This window comes from Paenibacillus etheri, from assembly GCF_001012825.1.
GTDB lineage: Bacteria > Bacillota > Bacilli > Paenibacillales > Paenibacillaceae > Paenibacillus_AQ > Paenibacillus_AQ etheri.
Map to the genome: position 1 here is coordinate 39,635 of NZ_LCZJ02000001.1, position 22,768 is coordinate 62,402.

Consider the following 22,768-nt stretch of genomic DNA (forward strand, 5'->3'; position numbering starts at 1 on the left):
TTATTCTTTGATTTCAACCGCAGAGGACGGTTTTAATAGAGAAATCAAAGAATAACAGCGATCGAAAGCCCAACAATTCTCGCAGTTCCCCTATTCACTATCCCCCAGACAGTTCAGATCATAGATTCCTCCCACCGAAATACGACGTTTGAAATCTCTTAATCTGGATATGCTAGAAACAGAGGTTCCAAACAAGGGGGAGTGGAGAGTTATGAAGCAGATTTTGCTCATTACTGACGGTTGTTCAAATGTAGGGGAAAGTCCGGTGATGGCAGCGGCGCATGCGCTGCAGGAGGGAATCACCGTAAATGTAGTCGGTGTGGTTGATTATGGAACGATTGGGGAGCTTGGGAGTAGGGAAATAGCTGACATCGCTAAGGCCGGTGGGGGTCTTAGCCGTATAGTTGGAACACCGCAGCTGGCGCAGACGATCCAGATGATGACACGAAAGACCGTGGTTCAGACAATCCAGCAAGCGGTTAATAAAGAAGTAAAAAAGATACTGGGTGAAGGGTCGCTTGAACAGCTACCACCTGTTCAGCGCTCGCAGGTCGTTACAGTTGTAGATGAACTAACAGAAACATCGCCGCTACGCATTGCGCTCCTTATCGATGCCAGTGCTAGTATGAAGCCTAAACTGGGTGCTGTGGAAGATGCGATTCGCGATTTGGCGCTCAGTTTGGAAGCTAGAGAAGGAAAGAGTGAGATTGCCGTGTTTCATTTTCCTGGAAATAACAGCAGTGAGGATGCTAGGCTTGATTTAGATTGGACCAAGGATATGTCAGGTATTCGTACGCTATTCTCCAAATTACACATGAGAGGCGCAACACCGACAGGTCCAGCTATTTTCAAGGTGCTTGAACATTATCGTTATGATACACTGGATGAACATCGTGGACGCCGAGTGGATGACCACGACGAAAGAGAAGGGATGATTGGTGGGTATGTCGTCTAATCCGTCCTATCCTACTGGCACCTTAATTACCGGCAAATGGCGTGGAAACCGTTATGTCGTGGAGCGGATGCTGGGAAGGGGCGCGAACGGAACCGTATATCTTGTGCAAAGAGAAGGCAGACGGGAATGGTACGCGCTTAAAATCGGATACGATACACTTGAGCTGCAATCGGAGATCAATGTACTGACGTCGCTGCAATCGCGTCGAAAGCGCAATGAACACCGTGCTCGGCGTGAATCACCATTATCTTCTTATTTTTTGGAATCGGATGATTTTGCGAATGGAAATAACGTACCCTTTTATGTCATGCGGTATGTTGAAGGCAAGCCTTTGCATCATTTTCTATCGAAGAATGGACCGGAATGGTTAGGCTTGGTGGGGCTTGGCTTACTCGATAAGCTACGCACATTGCATGAATGCGGTTTTGTGTTTGGAGATTTAAAGCCGGAGAATGTAATGGTGTCCAATTACGGTGAAGTGGAGCTGATCGATTTTGGAGGCGCAAGCCCTAAAGGCCGCAGTGTGAAGCAATTTACCGAATGGCATGACCGTGGCTTTTGGAATGCAGGCAGCCGCACGAGTGATGAGGGTTATGATCTATTCGCATTTGCTGTGCTGTGCCTCCGCCTTTTGAATGAAGAGGGGCTCAAGAAAGCCGCGCTGCAGTTGCCGCAGACAAGAAGTGTAGACGAACTGTTTAAGCTGGCTAGAAATCTACCCGACAAGAAACTATCCTCTTGGATTTGTTTGGCGTTAAAAGGAGGTTTCTCCGGTTCCGCAGATGCTACAGAGGTCTGGCGCAACCATATTTACAATTCGCGTAGAAAGCGACCTGATAGTATGGACACCCCACGCTGGCTCAAAAATGCTTTTGCATTATCCTTATTCGTGCTGGCCTTTACGATTTATTGGGTATTTCGGTTTTGAACTTATACATATAGTTGAGAGAAGGGGGGCCGCATATGGAGCAAATGAATGGACTGGTGGAGTCAGTATTGGAGTCAGCAGCCGAGCATGAGCTGTGGGCACCCCATGACACCATTGTAGTCGCAGTTTCCGGCGGCCCGGATTCTGTGGCTCTTTTGCATGTTTTGCATGAAATATCTTTAAACGTTATGCCGCTTACCTTAATATGTGCTCATGTGAATCACGGATTTAGACCGGAGTCGAAGGAAGAGGCAGAGCTAGTACGCGGTATGGCTGAACAAATGGGACTTCCCTTTGAGTTAGCCGAATTTGATATTCCCTCTTTGGTCAAAGCGAGTGGGCTTGGTCCTGAGGGGACAGCACGCGAGAAGCGATATGAATTTCTGATTGATACCGCACACCGGTATGGGGCGCGCTCCGTTGCTCTGGCTCATCATGCGGATGATCAGGCAGAAACGGTGATTATGCGTCTATTGCGAGGAAGCGGTTTAGCGGGACTGTCAGGTATCAAGTGGAAAAGAACAGAAAAAAAGGTGGAACTCATTCGTCCATTCCTACGTATTAACAAAACGGCTCTTCTTGGGTTATGTCAGAATGAAGGCTTCACCTACGCCGAGGATGCCACTAATCTGCTGACGAAATACAAACGGAATGCTATTCGATTGGAAGTTCTCCCTTTTCTGGAAAGGTATAATGGCAAAGTGAGGCAGTCACTTGTACAGCTTGCGGAAATTGCGGGAGCTGAGGATGAATATATGGAGGCATCTGCGGTAAAATGCTTTGAGGAGCTGGTTTCGGAAGGGGAAGGGAAATATACCTTTAACAGAGCTTCATTTGCGGCCATACCCTCCGCTTTACAACGGCGTTTGATTAAACTAATATTAAATTATCTGTCGGCGGATCTATCTGCCCTTGATTTCTCCAAGATTGAATCTGTACGTCGGGGAACGCTGCAGAGCTATCCCACCACCTGGAGTTTGGATTTAGGTGGAGGTCTGACTTGTGTGCGGCAATATGATATCATCTTGTTCTCGTCCAAGCCCGCGCAGCAACAGGCAAGCTATACATATCGTCTGTTTTTACCGGACTCCGAGCTTAAGCTGGAGGAAATAGGTAAGGTGATGTTGATGGCGGTGCTGGAGAGAGAAAACTTTTTTGTACAGGGGGAGGATTATGGGAAGATGTCGGCTTGGTTTGACCGTGATGAACTGGTCTTTCCATTAACGATTCGTTCCCGATTGCCTGGAGATACCATAAGAGTCATGGGATTAAACGGAAGCAAAAAGGTAAAAGATATTTATATTGATGATAAAATACCTGCTGCTGAACGCTCAATGATTCCCCTCGTTTGTGATGGTTTGGGCAATATCGTCTGGATTCCGGGCGTAAGACGCTCGATGCATGCCGCAGTAGGGCGGCACACGACCTCGGTACTTCTATTGTCTCTAGCAGAGCTGGATGACCATGAAGAAACGTAATGGTCGAAGTAAGTCTTTCATAGTATAACTTAGGAGGTTTCGCAAGTTGCAAAATGATATTCAAGAAGTCTTGATCACCGAAGAGGAACTTCAGCAGAAAATTAAGGAACTCGGTCGAACACTGAGCGAAGAATACGCAGGACGTACCCCTTTGGTCATTTGTGTACTAAAAGGCGCGTTTATATTTATGGCAGATCTGGTTAAAGCCATTACAGTACCTGTTGAGATGGATTTCATGGCAGTGTCCAGCTATGGAGCATCCACCAAGTCTTCCGGTGTTGTCAAAATTATTAAGGATTTGGATGTATCGGTAGAAGGCCGCGATATCTTGATCGTTGAAGATATTATTGACAGTGGCCTTACGCTCAGCTATTTGATTGAGCTGCTCCGCAACCGCAATGCTGCTTCTATCAATGTGGTTACCTTGTTTGATAAGCCATCAGGTCGTACGGTTAATCTGGAAGCCAGATATACAGGCTTCGTGTTGCCAGACGAATTTGTAGTAGGCTACGGATTGGATTATGCCGAGCGGTATCGGAACCTCCCATATGTTGGAGTACTGAAGCCTGAGATTTATTCCAATTGAACTATTGATTGCCTTGATCATACGGATCGGGCACCCTTGGCTTCCTTTATTTGAGGTGTCCCAAGAGGCTATGGTACAATAACTTGAGTGTTGCGAGAGGAGGTAGGGGATGAATCGGTTCATCCGGAATTCTGGTTTTTATTTGATTTTATTTTTAGTCGTGGTGGGTATTGTCCAGTTTGTGAGCAATGGAAATGAAGCCGCCGATTTCCCTAGATACGACGAGTTACGGCAGGAGATCAAGAGCAACAATGTGAAGGATTTGACGGTTCAGTTTGAGGGTAATGCCTTTTTAGTTACAGGCGAATATAGAGAGTTGCCTGCCGATACTAAATCGAAAAGCTTCTCCACATATATTCCTCCTACAGATGCTGCTATTGATGAACTGATTGAAGCCAGTGATGTTAACGGGATTCAATTAACTCAGAAGAAAATGGAAGGTACCAGCATTTGGCTGACATTCCTTTCTTCCATTATCCCGCTAGTCATTATGTTCATCTTGTTCTTCTTCCTGTTTAACCAGGCGCAAGGTGGCGGCGGTAAAGTCATGAATTTCGGCAAGAGCAAGGCTCGGTTATATAATGAAGAGAAGAAGAAAATCAGCTTTGAGGATGTTGCAGGGGCAGACGAAGAGAAGCAAGAGCTTGTCGAAGTCGTTGAGTTCCTGAAAGATCCGCGCAAATTTGCAGCTGTCGGTGCACGTATCCCTAAAGGCGTACTGCTTGTAGGTCCTCCGGGAACAGGTAAAACATTGCTTGCACGTGCAGTAGCAGGTGAAGCCGGCGTTCCTTTCTTCAGTATTTCCGGTTCTGATTTTGTGGAAATGTTCGTGGGTGTCGGTGCTTCTCGGGTACGTGATTTGTTCGAGAACGCCAAGAAGAACGCGCCATGTATTATCTTCATTGATGAAATTGATGCTGTGGGTCGTCAACGCGGCGCCGGACTCGGCGGCGGACATGACGAACGCGAACAGACACTTAACCAATTGCTGGTTGAGATGGATGGATTCGGTGGTAACGAAGGCATTATTATTGTTGCGGCAACTAACCGCGCTGATATACTTGATCCTGCATTACTTCGTCCAGGACGTTTTGACCGTCAAATTACGGTTGACCGCCCTGACGTAAAAGGTCGTGAAGCTGTACTTAAGGTTCACGCTCGTAACAAGCCGCTTACGAAAGATGTAAGACTGGATGTTGTCGCTAAACGTACTACCGGATTCACGGGTGCTGATCTAGAGAATCTGCTAAATGAGGCAGCGTTGTTAGCTGCACGTCGTAACCGCAAGGATATTTCCATGATTGAAGTGGATGAAGCCATTGACCGTGTTATCGTAGGTACTGAGAAACGTAGTCGTGTTATCAGTGACCGTGAGAAACGCATTGTAGCTTACCATGAAGCAGGTCATACTATAGCTGGTTATTTCCTTGAGCATGCCGATATGGTGCATAAAGTTACAATTATCCCACGCGGACGTGCCGGCGGATATGTTATTATGCTTCCGAAGGAAGATCGGATGATCGTTACCAAGCAGGAGCTTTTGGATAAGGTTACTGGATTACTTGGTGGACGTGTTGCCGAAGAATTGTTTATTGGTGAGATCGGTACGGGCGCATACAGTGACTTCCAACAGGCTACGCGCATCGTGCGTGCCATGATTATGGAGTACGGTATGAGCGATAAGCTTGGACCTATGCAGTTCGGCTCTTCTCAAGGCCAAGTATTCTTGGGTCGTGATATTGGGCATGAGCAGAATTATAGTGATTCCATTGCTTATGAGATTGATCAAGAAATGCAGAACTTTATTACTTCGAGCTACGAACGTTGTAAAGAGCTGTTGCTCAAATACTCTAAAGAAATGCACCTGATTGCTAATACGCTACTTGAGAAGGAAACACTTGAGCTTGATCAGATTAAAGAGCTGATTGAACAAGGATTCCTTTCCGAAGATGGTAAGGCTGAGGGTGGCGAAGGCGTTGCGATTGAAGTTGGTGAACCTGTCATTGATAATATCGGTGATGTGCGTGTCCGCATTCAAGGCAAAACTGAAGATACTGATTCTACGCCTCCGAACTTATCTAAGGAAATTCCGAACAAACCTGAATCTGATGGTAATGACGGATCCGATGATGACAATAAAGGCGGCGGAACTAGCCTTACCTAGGCAGGCTTACTATTCATAAGATGTAAATTTATCCGGAGAGCGTAATTGTTCTCCGGATTTTTTATTTTAATTTTTAGGTAATTTCATGCCTGGAAGCCTGTCTAGTCACATTGACAGGGGCTGGAACGTTGTGTACATTAGTGATTAATATTACTTACTATTAACATCAGCTTATTCATTTTTTCAGATGATGGCTCATGCCATTTGATAACATCGCGCCGGCGGAAAGCCGCGAAGATTTAAGGGGGAGAACAATCGGTGGAAGCTCTGGCACTTGAGCGCAAGCAGGAACAGAATCGAGAACTTCGTATACGTCTTGAACAGCTTAAAAAGGAAAGAAACGCAATCATTTTAGCTCATTATTATCAACGTGATGAAATTCAGGAGGTTGCCGATTTCCGGGGAGACTCTTTTTTACTCGCTCAGAAGGCTGCGGAGACAGATGCAGAGGTTATCGTATTCTGCGGTGTTCATTTCATGGGGGAAAGCGCTAAAATTCTGGCCCCAAACAAAACCGTCCTTATTCCTGATGAACGTGCAGGCTGCCCAATGGCTGATATGGTCAATGTAGACGGTTTGCGTAAGCTTAAAGCACAACATCCAAATGCTAAAGTGGTTACTTATATCAACTCGTCTGCAGAGATTAAAGCGGAAACTGATATCTGTTGTACTTCTGCCAATGCCGTGAAAGTAATCGAATCCCTCGATGCTGAAGAAATTATCTGGGTACCCGATAAGAATCTTGGTCAATACGTACAAGATCAGACCGGCAAAAAACTGATTATTTGGGAAGGCTATTGCAACACTCATGATATGTTGACTGTTAAAGATGTAGTAGAAATGAGAGCGAAATACCCAGAAGCAGAATTTGTAGTTCATCCAGAATGTCGTCCGGAAGTAGTGGCCATGGGTGATTATGTAGGTAGTACCACATCCATTCTCGAGTATTGCCGGAAATCCGACCGTAAGCAATTTATCGTTGGAACTGAGGATGGTACAGGATATCAGCTGCGTAAAGATAGTCCGGATAAAGAATTCCATTTTGCTACAAAATTTCTTGTTTGTCCTAATATGAAGGTTAACAATCTAAAAAAACTGGTGAAATGCCTGGAGACGATGAAGCCACAAATCTATGTACCGCCTGCTGTCGCCGACAAAGCCAGAACTTCCCTAGAGCGCATGCTACAAGTCCGGTAGTATGCGCTACTCTTTCGTTGAAACAGGTGAAAAGCGGTCATGATTCCACAATATTTGGTTGATTTTGATCTTCGGGATATTCCTAAAATAAAGACAGATTGTATTGTTATCGGTTCAGGGATTGCTGGATTGTTCACGGCTATTAAAGCTAGTGAAGATCGGCGTGTCATAATGATCACAAAGAAATCAGTAATGGAAAGTAATACTCGCTATGCACAGGGGGGGATCGCAGCTGTAATAGCTGAGGATGATTCCCCTGCTTACCACCGGCAGGATACCTTAATGGCTGGAGCAGGTCTTTGCTCATCCACAGCTGTCGATGCACTTGTTAATGAAGGGCCAGATAGAGTCCATGAGCTAATTCGTTTAGGCACTCTTTTTGATAAGGAAGATGGGGTACTGGCTTTGACGCAGGAAGGAGCGCATAGCCACCGTCGTATTTTGCATGCTAATGGAGATGCTACAGGGTATGAGATTGTTCGTGCTTTGGCTGAACAGGTAGCTGAACATGAGAACATTGAGGTGTGGGATGATCATTATGTCATTGACCTCATCACTGAAGGTGGAGAATGTGTAGGCGCATTGTTGCAGCGTCCCGGCGGCGGACGGTTATTCCTGCAAGGAGATGCGACTATTTTGTGCTCTGGAGGAGCAGGACAATTATTTAGATACACTACCAACCCTGAAGTAGCTACAGGCGATGGTGTAGCTATTGCTTATCGAGCCGGCGCTCATATACGAGATATGGAATTTATTCAATTTCATCCTACAGCATTGAGTTACCCTGGGGCTCCTAGGTTCCTAATCTCCGAAGCAGTTCGTGGGGAAGGGGCAGTATTGCGCAATATTAATGGAGAGCGGTTCATGGAGCGTTATCATGAGTTACTTGAGCTGGCGCCGCGAGATATTGTAGCTCGGGCTATTGTAAGTGAAATGGAGCTTACTAAGTCAACGTTTGTCTATTTGGATATTACGCATGAATCTCCAGAAATGGTGAAGCATCGTTTCCCTACAATACATGAGACATGTATGGGCTATGGACTGGATATTACAAGTGATTGGATTCCAGTGGCTCCTGCTGCGCATTATATGATGGGGGGGATTAAGACCGATTTGAATGGGGAGAGTACGATCCCTCGATTGTTTGCCTGCGGAGAGGTATCTTCCACAGGTGTACATGGGGCTAATCGATTAGCTAGCAATTCTTTATCGGAGGCAGTTGTTTTTGGACATCGTATTATTGAGCGTATTCGCAAATTATCCCCCCTTGGACGTGACGTTTTATCAGTTAGTAGCAGCGAAGGGCGTGCTGATTCGCCAACTCAAGCTATTGTGGAACGCCGTTTGAAGCTACAAAAGGTAATGGTTCGATACGCTGGATTACGACGTAATGAGGAGACCTTGTCTAAGGGAATAGAAGAGTTGAAACGGCAGCTACCTATCTTTGGATCAGTACTGACTAAACGCGAGGAATACGAGTTCGCTAATATGCTGACCTGCTGTTTGCTCGTGACAGAGTCTGCTCTAGCACGGGAAGAGAGTCGCGGGGCACATTACCGTGAGGATTACCCTCAGCGAAGTGATGATCAGTGGCGTAAGCACCTGCTTCAAATTCGCGATCTGGGAATAGTGGAGGAATTAAGCGATGATGTTTAATGGTTACAATGAAGAACTAGTACAATCCATTAAGGCTTGGCTACGGGAAGATGTTGGTTCCGGGGATGTAACAACACAGATGACGATACCTGTCGGCCATGAATCTAAAGGGATTATTCATGCTAAGGAAGACGGCGTAATTTGTGGTATCCCCATTGCAGAGCTCGTTTTTGAAATTGTTGATCCTACGCTTAGCTTTACAGCCCTTGTAGAAGAAGGTCAAGCAGTGACAAAAGGGACTGTAATTATTGAGGTGGAGGGAAGCACACACGCAATTCTTACAGGTGAACGGCTTGCACTCAACTTGATGCAGCGTCTTTCAGGAGTTGCATCACGTACGGCATCTTTTGTACAGGTGCTCGATGGATTACCGACTCGTCTAGTAGATACACGTAAGACTACACCAGGACATCGTATGCTGGAGAAATATGCAGTCCGTGTTGGTGGAGGCTTTAATCATCGCTTTGGTCTATATGATGCGGTTATGATCAAGGACAATCATATCAAGGGTGCCGGTGGTATTAGGCAGGCTGTAAGTCGTGCTCGGAAGAACATTCCACATACGATGAGCATTGAAGTAGAGACTGAGAATTTAGAGCAAGTCGAAGAGGCACTGGCAGCAGGTGCTGATATTATTATGCTTGATAATATGTCTAACGAGATGATGAAGCAAGCCGTGGCTAGGATTAAAGCCAAAGCTCCACATGTCAAGACAGAGGCCTCCGGCAATGTATCGCTAGAAACGGTTCGTGGAATTGCAGAAACGGGTGTGGATGTGATTTCTGTAGGACGTCTTACGTACTCCTTCTCCAGTCTGGATATTAGTCTAGACCTTAATGCCAAGAAGGAAGGTTCTTCGTCATGATGCTTGCTGTTGATATCGGTAACACCAATATTGTTCTCGGTGTATACAGAAAGCGCGAATTGTTGCATCACTTTCGGCTAAGTACTGCGCGCCAATCGACCGTGGATGAATATGGAGTGATGATACACAATCTTTTTCAGATGTCAGGGATCTCTGTCAAAGATGTGGAAGGTGTAATTATATCCTCGGTAGTTCCACCCCTGGTTAAGACTATCGTGGATATGTGTATAAAGTATATAGGCAAAGATCCGTTACTCGTGGGTCCAGGGATAAAAACGGGGCTTAATCTTCGCTATGAGAATCCGCGTGAGATTGGCGCAGACCGGATTGTTAATGCTGTGGCTGCGATTGAACAATATAAATGTCCGCTTGTTGTCGTTGATTTTGGTACGGCTACGACCTTTGACTGTATCGATGCAGGAGCTAATTATCTCGGAGGAGCGATTGTTCCGGGTCTTGGTATTTCTACAGAGGCCCTATATCAGCGAGCATCGAAGCTGCCACGAATTGAGCTAGAGAAGCCTAAAAAGGTTATCGGACGTAATACGGTTCACGCTATGCAAGCTGGTATTATTTTCGGGTATGCAGGCCAAGTTGAGGGGATCGTTAAGCGCATCAAAATCGAGATGAACGCTCCGGAGCTGAAGGTTATTTCTACTGGAGGCCTCGCTTCGCTAATTGCGGGTGAGACGGATTGTATCGACGAAGTAAATCCTATGTTAACACTAGAAGGATTGCGAATTATTTATGACCGCAACCAATAAAGATAAAGAAGCCTAAAGGGCGAAGAGATAGGAGGGCTATGCACCTAATGGAAAAAAAGAAGGATCGACTAATCCGCGGCACGGCTCTTAATGGTAAAGTGAGAGCGTTTGCTGTCCGTACAACTGAATTGGTTGAAGAACTGAGACGCAGACATGATACGTATCCAACGGCCACAGCCGCAATGGGACGTACAGTTACCGCTGCAGCCATGATGGGCGCTATGCTCAAGGGTAGTGAGAAGCTGAGTATTATGGTTAAAGGGAATGGACCGATCGGACAAATCGTTGCAGAATCCAATGCATTGGGAGAAGTGCGTGGTTATGTGCATAATCCACACATTCATTTACCGAGCAATAGTATGGGGAAACTGGATGTAGCTGGAGCGGTGGGAACTGAAGGGTTCATTGATGTTATAAAAGATTTAGGCATGAAAGAGCCGTACCGAGGTAGTATTCCTATTATCTCCGGGGAGCTTGGCGATGATTTTACTTATTATTTTGCGGTTTCTGAGCAAACTCCAGCTGCGGTTGGCCTAGGTGTATTGGTAGATACCGATGAGTCGGTAATTGTGGCTGGAGGGTTTATTGTTCAGCTTCTTCCTGGTCTGACAGATGCGGAGATTACTGAGATTGAAAAAGCTGTAGGGGCGATGCCTTCTGTAACAGCGCTTCTCGATCAGGGGCTGGAGCCAGAAGAAATGCTGCGCTACCTTTTGCCGGATGCAGTGGTTATGGATGAACTGGATATTAACTTTGCTTGTCAGTGTTCGCGTGAGCGGGTAGAGCAGACATTGGTTAGCTTAGGGCGGGATGAACTGGAGAGATTAATTGCAGAAGATGAACAGGCTGAAGTCGTATGCCATTTTTGCAATGAGGCTTATGTTTTCAATAAGGACGATTTACAGGTCATTTTAGAACAAGCGAATTCGTAGGGCATTGGGATGATGACGAGACAGGAACGTGCACTTCGCAATACGGTTATTATTTTAGCTGTTGCAACTTTAATGCTCGGGGGTCTATTATTCTGGAGTTTGCGCGCCATGGCCCTACTTAAAGGAGATACAACAGACAATGAATCACCGGATGTAGCGACTGCAGGCGGACAACCGATAACGGATCAGCAGTGGATGGATGAGCTCAAAAAAAAGCATGGCCATGAAGTGTTAGTTGGAATGCTCAATCATATTGTTGTGGAGATGGAAGCAAAGGCTCTGGGGATTACCGTGACAGACAATGAGGTTGAGCAAGAACTTGCACGAACTATGGTTGGATACGGATCGGAAGAACAGTATTATGCACAAATGCAGTCTCAGCTCGGGTTATCTCGTCAGGAAGTGTTCGCAGAAACGGCTTATCGTCTGACCTTACAAGCGATAGCCACTGATGGTATTACGATTAAGGAAGCTGATATCGATACTTATTTAGAACAAAATGCTGAGCGGTTCACTCCCAAACGGGAATTGGAACTCTCCATGATTAAGGTTTCAACTTATGATGAAGGCGAGCAAGTAATGGATCGCTTGGAGCAGGGCGAGAATTTTGCTGATTTAGCTAGGGAAGTGTCCATTGATGCAGAGAGTCGGCAGCGAGGTGGCAGCTTGGGCAAGGTAGAGGAAGACGATCCTTTCTGGCCCGAAGGACTGCTTAAGACTGCTGCCAGTTTGGATGCGGGTGATATAGCGGGGCCGATTCAGGCAGAGGATGACTTTGCTATCATTCGACTAGAGAGTATTCACTCTCCAGTAGTTCCGGACCAGAAGGAAATTCGGGCATTGATACGTCAAGAGCTGGCTTTGGAGCAAGCACCCCCTCTACAACAAGTGGAGAGTGATTTGCGCACAAGATATGATGTGGCAATAAATATTGACAACGGCCTGCAAGATTGATAATATGATATTAACGTAAAACCTACCGTTTTAGTCGGAAATAACTAACGGTGATCAAATATCTACACCCCTTTATAGCAGTTATTACTGTGTAAAAGGCACCCACATACAGAAGAGTAAAGTCATAATTTACGTTCTTATATCGCATTTATCATTCTAAGGAGGTTTTTGCTCATGGCTAAAGTCGTTAACAACGTAACAGAATTGATCGGAGGTACTCCGCTCGTTCGTTTGAATCGTCTGGCACAGGAAGGCTCCGCAGATATTTATTTGAAATTAGAATATCAGAATCCGGGATCAAGTGTAAAAGACCGTATCGCAATCAGTATCGTGGAAGAAGCTGAACGTGAAGGTCTACTGAAACCAGGAGGTACAATTGTAGAAGCAACTAGTGGTAACACTGGTATTGGCTTAGCGCTTGTAGCTGCGGCTAAAGGTTATAAAGCAGTGATTGTAATGCCGGAAACAATGAGCTTGGAGCGCCGTAATCTCCTTCGCGCATATGGAGCGGAATTGGTGCTGACCCCGGGATCGGAAGGTATGAATGGTGCGGTTAAGAAAGCAGACGAAATTCTGAAGGAGAACCCAAGCTATTTCCCATCCGAGCAATTCAAGAATAAAGCGAACGTTAAGATCCACCGTGAAACTACTGGACCTGAAATCATTGAAGCTATTGAATCCATTGGCGGTCCACTGGATGCTTTTATTGCAGGTATCGGAACAGGCGGAACGATCACTGGTGCAGGTGAAGTGCTGAAGAGCAAATATCCTGACGTGAAGATCTATGCTGTGGAACCTGCTGCTTCTCCAATCTTGGCAGGAGGCAAACCAGGCCCTCACAAAATTCAGGGTATCGGAGCAAACTTCATTCCTGAAATCCTGAACCAGGACATTTATGATGAGATTATCCATGTTGAGAACGATGAAGCGTTCGAAACTGCACGTCGTGTAGCTAAAGAAGAAGGCGTCTTGTCTGGTATATCTTCCGGTGCAGCAGTATTTGCGGCACTAAAGGTTGCTAAAGACCTCGGCCCTGGCAAAAAGGTAGTTGTCATCATCCCAAGTAATGGTGAACGTTACCTGAGCACACCACTTTACAATTTCGAAGCGTAATTGTTTGCAATAACGTAATTTACAAGAGTCTTCATACCACTTTTCTGGTGGTGATGGAGACTCTTTTCGTTTATCAAAAGGCAAAAGGTCTGTGCACATATGGCGACTTAGATGTGGTAATTTATTAATTTTGAAAAATGCTATGTGTTTTACTGAAAACTCAAGAGTCATAATAATTTCCTATAGCTGGGGGCTTTTCAATAATGCCTTAAGTACAGTATACTGACAGGCAATATACTACTGATGATTAATAATAATTAAATGTTAGACAAAACTAAAGCGAATGCTTACGAAGTGAGTTTTGTCCCGAAGATTAAACCGTAGGATTATGCTAGACAAAACCAAGCATATGCTTACGAAGCAAGTTTTATTGCGATGTAAGTTCAGAGAAGTATTTGCTTCATAAAACTAGGCTTATGCTTACGAAGTAAGTTTTGTCTCGAAGATTAAACCGTAGGATTATGCAAGACAAAACTTTTAGGAGGATGGCTTTGGAAATCATAACGACATGGAATGAGTGGGAACAATGGGCAGCTGAAGACTGGAGCATGTTCCCCTTGATTATAAAATCACCCAAGTGCGCGGGGGAATTGCCCGCGTCCTGGAAGAAGGCCTGGGAACTTGCTTCCGAATACTCCGTAGTGTTGGAGAGTGGCAAGGGTGGCCGCTATACGTACTTAGGTTTAAATCCTCTATCCATATTAAAGGGCAAGGGGGAAAGCGCTGAGGTGTTTAGCCTTTCTCCTGAATCGTTGAGTCATACGGCTGATGAGGGTTCACATGAGATTACAACGCTACTAGGTCAACCACTGGAGTTACTACAGCAATGGATGTCAGGTTTGACCTCGCCAAGCCTAAACGTTCATGGCATTCCTCCATTCACCGGTGGATGTATTGGATTTCTAGGGTACGATGTGGTTCGATCATTGGAGCGCTTACCGTCTCTCGCACAAGATGATCCTGGTTTTCCTGATTATCTCTTTATGAGGATGGATGAGGTATGGATTTATGATCACGAAGAGCATGTGCTTTATTGTGCTGTTCACGTCCCGGTTCCAGTTGAATGTGGGATGGAGGAACTGCAAAACCTTTATCTCGGGGGGATAGAGCAAGCCGGGCGAATGGTAGAGCAGTGGCAGTTGATATCCACAGCTTCAGGATTGAACGAACAAACCGTAGGTAGCATTGAACCTCTTACGGTTTCGTCAGGAGAGTGGCCGGGCATGACCTCGGCCTTCACGCCTGAGAAGTTCCAGCAGGCTGTGCTGGACGTTCAGGAATACATCCGCCAAGGCGATGTATTTCAAGTGAACCTCTCGCTGCGCCAGGAGGCGCAGCTGAAGTCCTCGCCGGAGGATGTTTACGAATGGCTGCGCGAGCTCAATCCGTCCCCGTACATGGGGCTCTTGCGGTCGCCCGGCTTCGCGCTATCCAGCGCTTCACCGGAGCTGCTCGTCAAGCTGCATGGGGACAAAGTGAGCGCACGGCCAATCGCCGGCACCCGGCGCCGAGGCCTGACTCCCGCGGAGGATGCCGCCATGGAGGCGGAGCTTCGCGGGAGCGAAAAAGAGATCGCCGAGCATATCATGCTTGTCGATCTGGAGCGCAACGACATTGGACGTGTCGCTGCATACGGGTCCGTCAGCGTGCCAGAGCTGATGACGGTGGAGCGCTACTCTCATGTGATGCATCTCGTTTCGCAGGTAGAGGGCCAGGTCGCACCGGATAAGGATGCTTATGCTGTAATCGCAGCATTGTTCCCAGGGGGAACGATTACAGGCGCGCCCAAAGTAAGAACCATGGAAATCATTGAAGAACTGGAGCCGGTTCGGCGTGGGCCGTACACAGGATCCATGGGCTTTATTGACTATAACGGAAATATGGAATTAAATATTATTATTAGAACACTGGCTGTAAAGGATGGAGTCGGATATATTCAGACAGGTGCGGGCATCGTGATCGACTCTGATCCGTACCGTGAATTCCGTGAATGCCATAATAAAGCCAAAGCGGTAGTAAAGGCAGTCCTCTGTAGTGAATTACAGCAGGAGTCCCAATCTACCAGCGGCGCCGAAGGGGGAGAAACACTGTGATCTTGGTCATCGATAATTATGATTCCTTTACGTATAACCTCGTACAGTATTTGGGTGAACTTGGGGAAGAGGTTAAAGTACACCGCAATGATGAAATTACCATTGAAGAGATTGAAAAAATGGCTCCCGATCATATTCTAATTTCTCCAGGACCATGTACACCTAATGAAGCGGGGATCAGTTTGGAATTGTTGCATCATTTCAAAGGTATTATTCCGATCTTCGGCGTATGCCTTGGGCATCAGGCGATTGGCCAAGCATTTGGTGGAAATGTTATTCGTGCAGAGCGTTTGATGCATGGAAAGACATCTCCGATTCATCATAAAGGCACTTCGGTTTTTGAAGGTCTGGAGTCTCCTTTTACAGCAACTCGATATCATTCTTTGATTGTAGAGCGCGAGAGTCTGCCGGACTGTCTGGAGATTACAGCGGAGACCGAAGAAGGGGAGATTATGGCACTGCGCCATAAAGAATACCCTATCGAAGGTGTGCAATTCCACCCGGAATCGATTATTACGGATCATGGTCATACGATGCTACGTAATTTCTTGAAACGGAGAGCCGGAGAAACGGCATGAAATATATAGGATTTAACAATGGTGTCATTGATGCACGACAAGCCGTGGTTTCCGCCCTGGATCACGGCTTTTTATACGGTATAGGATTGTTCGAGACCTTTCGGACGTACGGGGGAGTGCCTTTTCTGCTGGAGCGTCATTTGAAGCGTATGGCCGAGGGGTGCAAGGAGCTTGGTATTCCATTTACGCAAGATGTTGAACAGCTGCAGGAGTGGATTCAGCGTGTTATGGACAAAAATGAATTAAAAGAAGCTTATATACGCTATACCGTGACCGCTGGTGAGGATATTCTCGGATTACCTGCGGGCGATTATTGCGAACCCAATCATTTGCTGTACATCAAAGCGCTGCCGAAAGTATCCGAAAAGATATATATCGAAGGCAAAGACCTGCAACTGTTATCCTTACGGCGCAACACTCCAGAGGGAGCAGTGCGATTCAAGTCTCTGCATTATATGAATAATATTTTGGCCAAGCGTGAGCTTAGAGGTTATGCCTCTGCGGCGAAAGGTGCTGAAGGACTGATGTTGACTGCACAAGAGATCATAGCAGAGGGCATTGTCAGCAACATCTTTTTTATAAAAAATAATATTCTTCACACTCCAGATATCTCAACTGGGATTCTACCGGGAATTACCCGGGAAATGGTAATGGAGCTGGCCCGTAGTGCTGGAATTAGGGTAGAAGAGGGCGCATATCATTGGGAGCAGTTGAAAGTAGCCGACGAAGTATTTCTTACCAATTCCGTACAAGAAATTGTTCCAGTCACAACGCTTTGGGAAAAAGAGAAAAGATTTACCGTAGGCGATGGCCTTTGCGGCAGAATGACTTTGGATTTGATTTCATTCTATAGAGAAAGGACGGGAATATCGAAATGAGACCAGCCATATTCAAGCGGACATACCGCTGTGGAAATACAGATTTGCAATTGGGAAATCGAACGCTGATTATGGGCATCCTGAATGTAACCCCGGATTCTTTTTCAGATGGAGGACTTTGGGATGATCCGGACAAAGCGGTAGAACATGCGCTACAAATGGCCGCGGACGGTGCTGATATTATAGATATTGGTGGAGAATCTACCCGTCCTGGTCATAAACCTGTGGGGCTTGAAGAGGAATTAGCTCGTGTATTGCCTGTCATCGAGAGTATTCATCGGGCGGCACCGCATATTCCGTTATCTATAGATACCTACAAAGCTGAAGTGGCACGCCAAGCTATTGCTGCTGGTGCCCATATCATTAATGATATATGGGGCTGTAAGGCTGATCCGGAAATGGCGGCAGTGGCAGCTGCTGCAGACTGTCCCATTATTTTGATGCATAACCGACAGGACCGTGAGTATACGAATCTAAGTGCGGATATGTCGGCAGATCTTAAGGAAAGTATTGATCTTGCTTTAGCCGCAGGAGTGAAGCCAGCCAATATCATCTTGGATCCAGGGATCGGCTTTGCTAAGGATTTTAATGAAAATTTGCAGGCAATGATGCTTTTGGACGGATTGACTGAGTTTGGTTATCCATTATTACTGGCGACTTCACGCAAAAAATTCATTCGAACGGTACTCGATTTGCCCTCTGATGATGTTGTGGAAGGTACCGCAGCTACGGTAGCCTTTGGCATTGCTCAGGGCTGCCAGATCGTACGTGTGCATGATGTGTCCCTAATAAAACGAACGGTCAAGATGTGTGATGCCATGTTGTATGCTGCACCTCCATTGGTGCGTGAATAAAGATATTTTACAAAAAGGGCGGGTTTAAAGATGGATAAAATGACGCTGCATCGAATGGAATATTACGGATATCATGGTGTGTTTGAAGAGGAGCGTAAGCTGGGTCAACGTTTTTACATTGATTTGGAGCTAGAACTCGATCTGCAGGGAGCGGGCCAGAACGATGATTTGAACCAAACTGTAAACTATGCTGAAGTGCATGAACTGGTCAAAAACATTGTCGAAATAAAATCCTTTAAGTTGATCGAAGCTCTGGCAGAATATATTGCATCCTCCATACTGGACACTTATACTGTTATCAATGCAGTAACGGTAAAGGTAACTAAACCGCATCCGCCATTCGACATTCATTTTCAGGGAGTGACTGTGGAGCTGCGCAGAACTAGAAAGTGAGAACAAAGTCCATGAATATACATTCCACCTCTGAAGAATCAGAGGCTTATATTGCTTTAGGGGCTAATTTGGGCGACCGTGAGGGCACGCTGTCAGAGGCTTTGAACAGACTGAATAATCATGATGAAATATCGGTAGTTCGCTGCTCCAAAGTCTACGAGACAGAGCCAGTAGGTTATTTAGATCAGCCGCAGTTTCTTAATATGGCAGCAGCTTTGCGCACGACGCTTGCGCCAGAGACTTTGCTGGGAGTAATGCTGGGGATCGAAACGCAGCTGGGTCGTATCCGGGATATTCGCTATGGACCGAGAACGGTAGATCTAGATTTATTGTGGGTAGAGGGCCAGACACTTGATACTCCGCATTTAACGTTACCGCATCCGCGTATGTTTGAGCGTGCATTTGTAATGCTTCCGCTCAGTGATATCGTTCCACAGAATGAACAGTCTTCCGGACTCCGCAAGTTGATTACAGCAGTGCTTCAAGACATAGACGGGAAGGAAGGAATTCGGTTGTGGACAACAAGCGTATGGGACGGAGGATCAGGGCATTCCGCAAGCTAAAAGGCTTTACTCAACAGGAACTTGCGGATCTCACTGGAGTTTCCTTGGCTGTGCTTGGCGCAGTTGAGAGAGGCAATAGACATTTAGAAGATCAAATTTTAGATAAAATCGCGAATGTCCTAGGGGTTACAACCGATGAATTGGTAAACCCTAACTCATAATTTATAAGGAATTCAAATAGGATTAATGGAAGTGATACGAATGCTGAAGATTGGCGACATTGAAATGAAAAATCAAGTTGTTCTGGCACCTATGGCTGGGGTGTGCAATCCGGCCTTTCGTCTAATCGCTAAAGAGTTTGGTACAGGTTTAGTCTGTGCAGAAATGGTGAGCGACAAGGCTATTATTCACGGAAATACGCGTACTCGCGAAATGTTGTTCGTGGATGAACGGGAAAAACCACTTAGTTTGCAGATTTTTGGTGGAGATAGAGAGTCACTGGTGCAGGCGGCAAAAGTAGTTGATAAAGAAACCAATGCTGATATTATCGATATCAATATGGGCTGCCCGGTGCCTAAAGTAACAAAATGTGATGCGGGAGCCCGCTGGCTTTTGAATCCCGACAAAATCTATGAAATGGTATCCGCGGTTGTCGATGTTGTTGATAAACCCGTAACTGTAAAGATGCGGATTGGCTGGGATAGCGAGCATATTTTTGTCGAAGATAATGCACGTGCAGTAGAACGTGCCGGTGGCAAGGCTGTCAGTGTACATGGACGAACACGGGAGCAACTCTACACGGGGCGTGCGGATTGGAATTATATCAAGATGGCAAAAGAAGCGGTCTCCATTCCGGTTATCGGCAATGGTGATGTCAATACACCTGAAGATGCTCGGGCTATGCTTGACCAGACCGGCTGTGATGGCGTGATGATCGGGCGTGGTGCGCTAGGTAACCCATGGATGCTGTATCGTACGATTCAGTATTTAAACACCGGGGAACTGATGCCTGAGCCAGGGTTAGAAGAGAAAATTAAGGTTGCCATTCTTCATATGGATCGGCTGGTTGCTCTTAAGGGAGAAGCCGTAGCTGTTCGGGAGATGCGTAAGCATATGGCTTGGTATTTAAAAGGCCTGAAGTCTGCTGCACGAGTGAAGGATGTGCTCATGTTAGAGACAGAACGTGATGGAATGGTGAAGATTTTGAATGATTTTGTTGTTCAACTACAGCATGAAGAAGAGAATAAGGGTAATGAAATGTCTGCTTCCGCAGTATAAACGTTATTTTCCTAACGATTTTGAACACATCCCACTTTATATGTGGTGTCATTGACATTTTGTAGCGGTTCCAATATAATTTCACAGTATAAAATCGCCGTTACAGTAAGAGCAATGCAGCAGGGAGGGTTCTTATCCTCCTAGATTAGCATATAGTATGGTGTTTTCAATAAATGTATACGACAGGAGAATCGGTTGAGATGAGCGATAAAGAAGTCATCCTTACGCCGGACGGGCTAAAGCGTCTGGAAGATGAGCTGGAATTCCTCAAATCTGTGAAACGCCGCGAGGTTGCTGAACGGATTAAGGTAGCGATTGGCTACGGAGATATCAGTGAGAACTCGGAGTATGAAGACGCGAAGAATGAGCAGGCTTTTATCGAAGGACGCGTTATCACCTTGGAGAAGATGCTTCGCAACGCGCGCATCATTAATAGCGACGAGATCGTTACTGATGTGGTAAGTATCGGTGTTACTGTAAGTGTTGAAGATTTGGAATATGGTGACACTATGGAATACACGATCGTAGGTACAGCGGAGTCCGATCCATTGAATAATAAGATCTCCAACGAAAGTCCAGTAGGCAAAGCCATCATCGGGAAGAAAATAGGCACGATTGTTGATGTTAATACACCTGCAGGCGTTATTCAATATAAAATTCTCGATATCAGAATGAAGTAGTGTACAGATCATATGGTCTGTAAATAGATGTGCTGCCGAATGTATAAGTAGTTTTGTTGTATGCAGGCAGATAAGGGAACATTGTTTGGGAAAGCTTCCTTAGGGAAGCTTTTTTTCAAAATATAAGGGATTTATATCTGCAAGGGGATGAATAGCATGACCGAGGAAATGAATAATGTGGAGAATGCAGAGAACGAACTTAGTGAGCTTTTGCAAATCCGCCGTGCCAAATTGGACGAGCTAAGAGGACTTGGAATCGATCCTTTCGGCAAAAAGTATGAGCGTACAGCTAACGCTGGCGATCTAGTATCGAAGTATGATGGACTTTCTAAAGAAGAATTGGACGAGCTATCCGTTGAAGTCAGCATAGCGGGTCGTATTATGGCAAAACGTGTTATGGGTAAAGCCAGTTTTGCGCATATTCAAGACCTTAGTGGAAGAATTCAGCTTTATGTTCGTCAAGACAGCATTCCTGAAACGCAATACGTAGCGTTCAATGTTCTCGATCTAGGAGATATCATCGGCGTTCGCGGAACAGTATTCAAAACCAAAACAGGTGAGACCTCCATCAAAGTGCATAATCTCGAAGTCTTGTCCAAGTCCTTGTTGCCACTTCCTGAGAAATATCATGGTCTTAAAGATGTTGAGCTGCGTTACCGTCAGCGCTATGTTGACTTGATTATTAATCCGGAAGTTCAACAGACTTTTATTGCTCGTTCAAGAATCATTCAATCGATGCGTCGTTATTTGGATTCACTTGGCTATCTTGAAGTTGAAACACCTACACTTCATGCGATTGCCGGTGGAGCTGCTGCGCGTCCGTTCATCACTTACCACAACACGCTTGAAATGCAGTTGTATATGCGGATTGCTATTGAGCTTCATTTGAAACGTCTTATAGTTGGTGGACTGGAAAAAGTATACGAAATCGGTCGCGTCTATCGTAACGAAGGCATCTCGACTCGTCACAATCCTGAGTTTACTATGATTGAGCTGTATGAAGCCTATGCTGATTACAAGGACATCATGAACCTTACGGAGAATATGATCGCTCATATTGCCCAAGAGGTATTAGGAACTCAACAGGTCGACTATCAAGGTAAGCCGGTAGATCTGTCACCAGGATGGCGCCGTGTAACTATGGTTGATGCCGTTAAAGAAGTAACTGGTGTTGATTTCAGTGTTCATATGACAGATGAGGAAGCACAGGCTCTGGCTAAAGAGCACCGTGTACCTGTAGAGAAGCACATGTCTTTCGGTCATATTCTTAATGCTTTCTTCGAGCAATTTGTAGAGGAAACGCTGATTCAGCCGACCTTTGTAATGGGACATCCGGTTGAAATCTCACCACTCGCTAAGAAAAATGATGAGGATCCACGCTTCACCGATCGTTTTGAATTGTTTATTGTGGGTCGTGAGCATGCGAATGCATTTAGTGAATTGAATGATCCGATCGACCAGCGTCAACGCTTTGAAGCGCAAATCCAGGAGAAAGAGCAAGGTAATGACGAAGCTCATGAAATGGACGATGACTTCATCCGTGCTTTGGAATATGGTATGCCTCCTACGGGTGGACTGGGAATCGGTGTAGACCGTTTGATCATGTTGCTTACCAATTCGGCATCTATTCGTGATGTACTGCTGTTTCCGCATATGCGTAACCGTACAAACGAATAGTATTTATACAACAATGAGCACAGGGGAGCTGTCTAGCGGCGGTTCTCCTTGGCTACTGTTGATCAGAAGGTAAGGGTCCTGGTACTGTTTTGAGGATATATAGCTTCATACTAATCTATTTGAAAAAAAAGTGTTGCAATGAAACTCTATACATGATATATTCTAAGTCCGGCCAAGAAATACACATGCCGAGCTCGAAAAAGAAGTTAAAAAAGAGCTTGACATTAAATAGCCGAACATGA

The 22,768-nt window shown here is 45.7% G+C and carries 22 protein-coding genes; all 22 read left to right on the forward strand.

Annotated features, from left to right (window positions below):
- Nucleotides 1–211 precede the first annotated feature (211 nt).
- Nucleotides 212–955, forward strand: a complete 744-nt coding sequence (locus UQ64_RS00220; protein WP_060621453.1) for a vWA domain-containing protein — start codon at nucleotides 212–214, stop codon at nucleotides 953–955.
- Nucleotides 945–1,883 (forward strand): serine/threonine protein kinase, encoded by a 939-nt coding sequence (locus UQ64_RS00225; RefSeq protein WP_042131739.1) that lies wholly within the window; start codon nucleotides 945–947, stop codon nucleotides 1,881–1,883. Before UQ64_RS00220 ends, UQ64_RS00225 begins: the two co-directional genes overlap by 11 nt.
- A 35-nt stretch (nucleotides 1,884–1,918) precedes the next feature.
- Nucleotides 1,919–3,361 carry a tRNA lysidine(34) synthetase TilS gene (gene tilS, locus UQ64_RS00230; protein ID WP_060621454.1) on the forward strand — a complete coding sequence of 481 codons (1,443 nt, stop codon included), beginning with the start codon at nucleotides 1,919–1,921 and terminating at the stop codon, nucleotides 3,359–3,361.
- Between the two features lie 46 nt (nucleotides 3,362–3,407).
- On the forward strand, nucleotides 3,408–3,947 hold the full coding sequence (gene hpt, locus UQ64_RS00235) for a hypoxanthine phosphoribosyltransferase (protein WP_060621456.1): 540 nt from the start codon (nucleotides 3,408–3,410) through the stop codon (nucleotides 3,945–3,947).
- A gap of 109 nt (nucleotides 3,948–4,056) precedes the next feature.
- Nucleotides 4,057–6,111, forward strand: a complete 2,055-nt coding sequence (gene ftsH / locus UQ64_RS00240) for an ATP-dependent zinc metalloprotease FtsH (RefSeq protein WP_060621458.1) — start codon at nucleotides 4,057–4,059, stop codon at nucleotides 6,109–6,111.
- A 258-nt stretch (nucleotides 6,112–6,369) separates the two neighbouring features.
- Nucleotides 6,370–7,308: a quinolinate synthase NadA gene (gene nadA, locus UQ64_RS00245; RefSeq protein ID WP_042183878.1), complete on the forward strand. Its 939-nt coding sequence runs from the start codon at nucleotides 6,370–6,372 to the stop codon at nucleotides 7,306–7,308.
- 39 nt (nucleotides 7,309–7,347) lie between these two features.
- On the forward strand, nucleotides 7,348–8,964 hold the full coding sequence (gene nadB / locus UQ64_RS00250) for an L-aspartate oxidase (RefSeq protein ID WP_060621460.1): 1,617 nt from the start codon (nucleotides 7,348–7,350) through the stop codon (nucleotides 8,962–8,964).
- The gene (nadC, locus tag UQ64_RS00255) at nucleotides 8,954–9,829 is read left to right on the forward strand and encodes a carboxylating nicotinate-nucleotide diphosphorylase (protein ID WP_060621462.1); all 876 of its coding nucleotides are present in this window, start codon (nucleotides 8,954–8,956) and stop codon (nucleotides 9,827–9,829) included. Before nadB ends, nadC begins: the two co-directional genes overlap by 11 nt.
- The gene (locus UQ64_RS00260) at nucleotides 9,826–10,593 is read left to right on the forward strand and encodes a type III pantothenate kinase (RefSeq protein ID WP_060621463.1); all 768 of its coding nucleotides are present in this window, start codon (nucleotides 9,826–9,828) and stop codon (nucleotides 10,591–10,593) included. The genes nadC and UQ64_RS00260 overlap by 4 nt, the downstream gene beginning before the upstream one ends.
- Nucleotides 10,594–10,640: 47 nt before the next feature.
- A complete protein-coding gene (gene hslO / locus UQ64_RS00265) occupies nucleotides 10,641–11,525 on the forward strand; it encodes an Hsp33 family molecular chaperone HslO (RefSeq protein ID WP_036678742.1) in 885 nt (294 codons plus the stop codon).
- Nucleotides 11,526–11,534: 9 nt separating this feature from the next.
- Nucleotides 11,535–12,479, forward strand: a complete 945-nt coding sequence (locus UQ64_RS00270) for a peptidylprolyl isomerase (protein ID WP_082650917.1) — start codon at nucleotides 11,535–11,537, stop codon at nucleotides 12,477–12,479.
- A gap of 174 nt (nucleotides 12,480–12,653) precedes the next feature.
- Nucleotides 12,654–13,592 (forward strand): cysteine synthase A, encoded by a 939-nt coding sequence (gene cysK / locus UQ64_RS00275; RefSeq protein ID WP_060621465.1) that lies wholly within the window; start codon nucleotides 12,654–12,656, stop codon nucleotides 13,590–13,592.
- 485 nt (nucleotides 13,593–14,077) lie between these two features.
- Nucleotides 14,078–15,685 (forward strand): anthranilate synthase component I family protein, encoded by a 1,608-nt coding sequence (locus UQ64_RS00280; RefSeq protein ID WP_060621468.1) that lies wholly within the window; start codon nucleotides 14,078–14,080, stop codon nucleotides 15,683–15,685.
- Nucleotides 15,682–16,263, forward strand: a complete 582-nt coding sequence (pabA, locus tag UQ64_RS00285; RefSeq protein ID WP_042123170.1) for an aminodeoxychorismate/anthranilate synthase component II — start codon at nucleotides 15,682–15,684, stop codon at nucleotides 16,261–16,263. Before UQ64_RS00280 ends, pabA begins: the two co-directional genes overlap by 4 nt.
- The gene (locus UQ64_RS00290) at nucleotides 16,260–17,141 is read left to right on the forward strand and encodes an aminotransferase class IV (RefSeq protein WP_060621470.1); all 882 of its coding nucleotides are present in this window, start codon (nucleotides 16,260–16,262) and stop codon (nucleotides 17,139–17,141) included. Before pabA ends, UQ64_RS00290 begins: the two co-directional genes overlap by 4 nt.
- Nucleotides 17,138–17,995, forward strand: coding sequence for a dihydropteroate synthase (gene folP, locus UQ64_RS00295; RefSeq protein WP_060621472.1), 858 nt, complete (start codon nucleotides 17,138–17,140; stop codon nucleotides 17,993–17,995). Before UQ64_RS00290 ends, folP begins: the two co-directional genes overlap by 4 nt.
- 30 nt (nucleotides 17,996–18,025) lie before the next feature.
- Nucleotides 18,026–18,388, forward strand: a complete 363-nt coding sequence (gene folB, locus UQ64_RS00300) for a dihydroneopterin aldolase (RefSeq protein WP_060621474.1) — start codon at nucleotides 18,026–18,028, stop codon at nucleotides 18,386–18,388.
- Nucleotides 18,389–18,399: 11 nt separating this feature from the next.
- Nucleotides 18,400–18,951, forward strand: coding sequence for a 2-amino-4-hydroxy-6-hydroxymethyldihydropteridine diphosphokinase (gene folK / locus UQ64_RS00305; protein WP_060621476.1), 552 nt, complete (start codon nucleotides 18,400–18,402; stop codon nucleotides 18,949–18,951).
- Nucleotides 18,918–19,112, forward strand: a complete 195-nt coding sequence (locus tag UQ64_RS29765; RefSeq protein WP_342447554.1) for a helix-turn-helix domain-containing protein — start codon at nucleotides 18,918–18,920, stop codon at nucleotides 19,110–19,112. Before folK ends, UQ64_RS29765 begins: the two co-directional genes overlap by 34 nt.
- A gap of 40 nt (nucleotides 19,113–19,152) precedes the next feature.
- Nucleotides 19,153–20,169 (forward strand): tRNA dihydrouridine synthase DusB, encoded by a 1,017-nt coding sequence (gene dusB, locus UQ64_RS00310; RefSeq protein WP_060621478.1) that lies wholly within the window; start codon nucleotides 19,153–19,155, stop codon nucleotides 20,167–20,169.
- 200 nt (nucleotides 20,170–20,369) lie between these two features.
- The gene (gene greA, locus UQ64_RS00315) at nucleotides 20,370–20,849 is read left to right on the forward strand and encodes a transcription elongation factor GreA (protein ID WP_042183910.1); all 480 of its coding nucleotides are present in this window, start codon (nucleotides 20,370–20,372) and stop codon (nucleotides 20,847–20,849) included.
- A 156-nt stretch (nucleotides 20,850–21,005) separates the two neighbouring features.
- The gene (lysS, locus tag UQ64_RS00320; RefSeq protein WP_209445668.1) at nucleotides 21,006–22,526 is read left to right on the forward strand and encodes a lysine--tRNA ligase; all 1,521 of its coding nucleotides are present in this window, start codon (nucleotides 21,006–21,008) and stop codon (nucleotides 22,524–22,526) included.
- Nucleotides 22,527–22,768: the final 242 nt, after the last annotated feature.

Coding starts and splice junctions, on each gene's coding strand:
- tilS (WP_060621454.1), top strand. CDS start 1,919: ATGGAGCAAATGAATGGACTGGTGGAGTCAGTATTGGAGTCAGCAGCC.
- folK (WP_060621476.1), top strand. CDS start 18,400: ATGAATATACATTCCACCTCTGAAGAATCAGAGGCTTATATTGCTTTA.
- lysS (WP_209445668.1), top strand. CDS start 21,006: ATGACCGAGGAAATGAATAATGTGGAGAATGCAGAGAACGAACTTAGT.
- nadC (WP_060621462.1), top strand. CDS start 8,954: ATGATGTTTAATGGTTACAATGAAGAACTAGTACAATCCATTAAGGCT.
- UQ64_RS00290 (WP_060621470.1), top strand. CDS start 16,260: ATGAAATATATAGGATTTAACAATGGTGTCATTGATGCACGACAAGCC.
- UQ64_RS00225 (WP_042131739.1), top strand. CDS start 945: ATGTCGTCTAATCCGTCCTATCCTACTGGCACCTTAATTACCGGCAAA.
- folB (WP_060621474.1), top strand. CDS start 18,026: ATGGATAAAATGACGCTGCATCGAATGGAATATTACGGATATCATGGT.
- cysK (WP_060621465.1), top strand. CDS start 12,654: ATGGCTAAAGTCGTTAACAACGTAACAGAATTGATCGGAGGTACTCCG.
- ftsH (WP_060621458.1), top strand. CDS start 4,057: ATGAATCGGTTCATCCGGAATTCTGGTTTTTATTTGATTTTATTTTTA.
- folP (WP_060621472.1), top strand. CDS start 17,138: ATGAGACCAGCCATATTCAAGCGGACATACCGCTGTGGAAATACAGAT.
- UQ64_RS29765 (WP_342447554.1), top strand. CDS start 18,918: ATGGGACGGAGGATCAGGGCATTCCGCAAGCTAAAAGGCTTTACTCAA.
- nadB (WP_060621460.1), top strand. CDS start 7,348: ATGATTCCACAATATTTGGTTGATTTTGATCTTCGGGATATTCCTAAA.
- UQ64_RS00220 (WP_060621453.1), top strand. CDS start 212: ATGAAGCAGATTTTGCTCATTACTGACGGTTGTTCAAATGTAGGGGAA.
- UQ64_RS00270 (WP_082650917.1), top strand. CDS start 11,535: ATGATGACGAGACAGGAACGTGCACTTCGCAATACGGTTATTATTTTA.
- UQ64_RS00280 (WP_060621468.1), top strand. CDS start 14,078: ATGGCTTTGGAAATCATAACGACATGGAATGAGTGGGAACAATGGGCA.
- hslO (WP_036678742.1), top strand. CDS start 10,641: ATGGAAAAAAAGAAGGATCGACTAATCCGCGGCACGGCTCTTAATGGT.
- greA (WP_042183910.1), top strand. CDS start 20,370: ATGAGCGATAAAGAAGTCATCCTTACGCCGGACGGGCTAAAGCGTCTG.
- UQ64_RS00260 (WP_060621463.1), top strand. CDS start 9,826: ATGATGCTTGCTGTTGATATCGGTAACACCAATATTGTTCTCGGTGTA.
- dusB (WP_060621478.1), top strand. CDS start 19,153: ATGCTGAAGATTGGCGACATTGAAATGAAAAATCAAGTTGTTCTGGCA.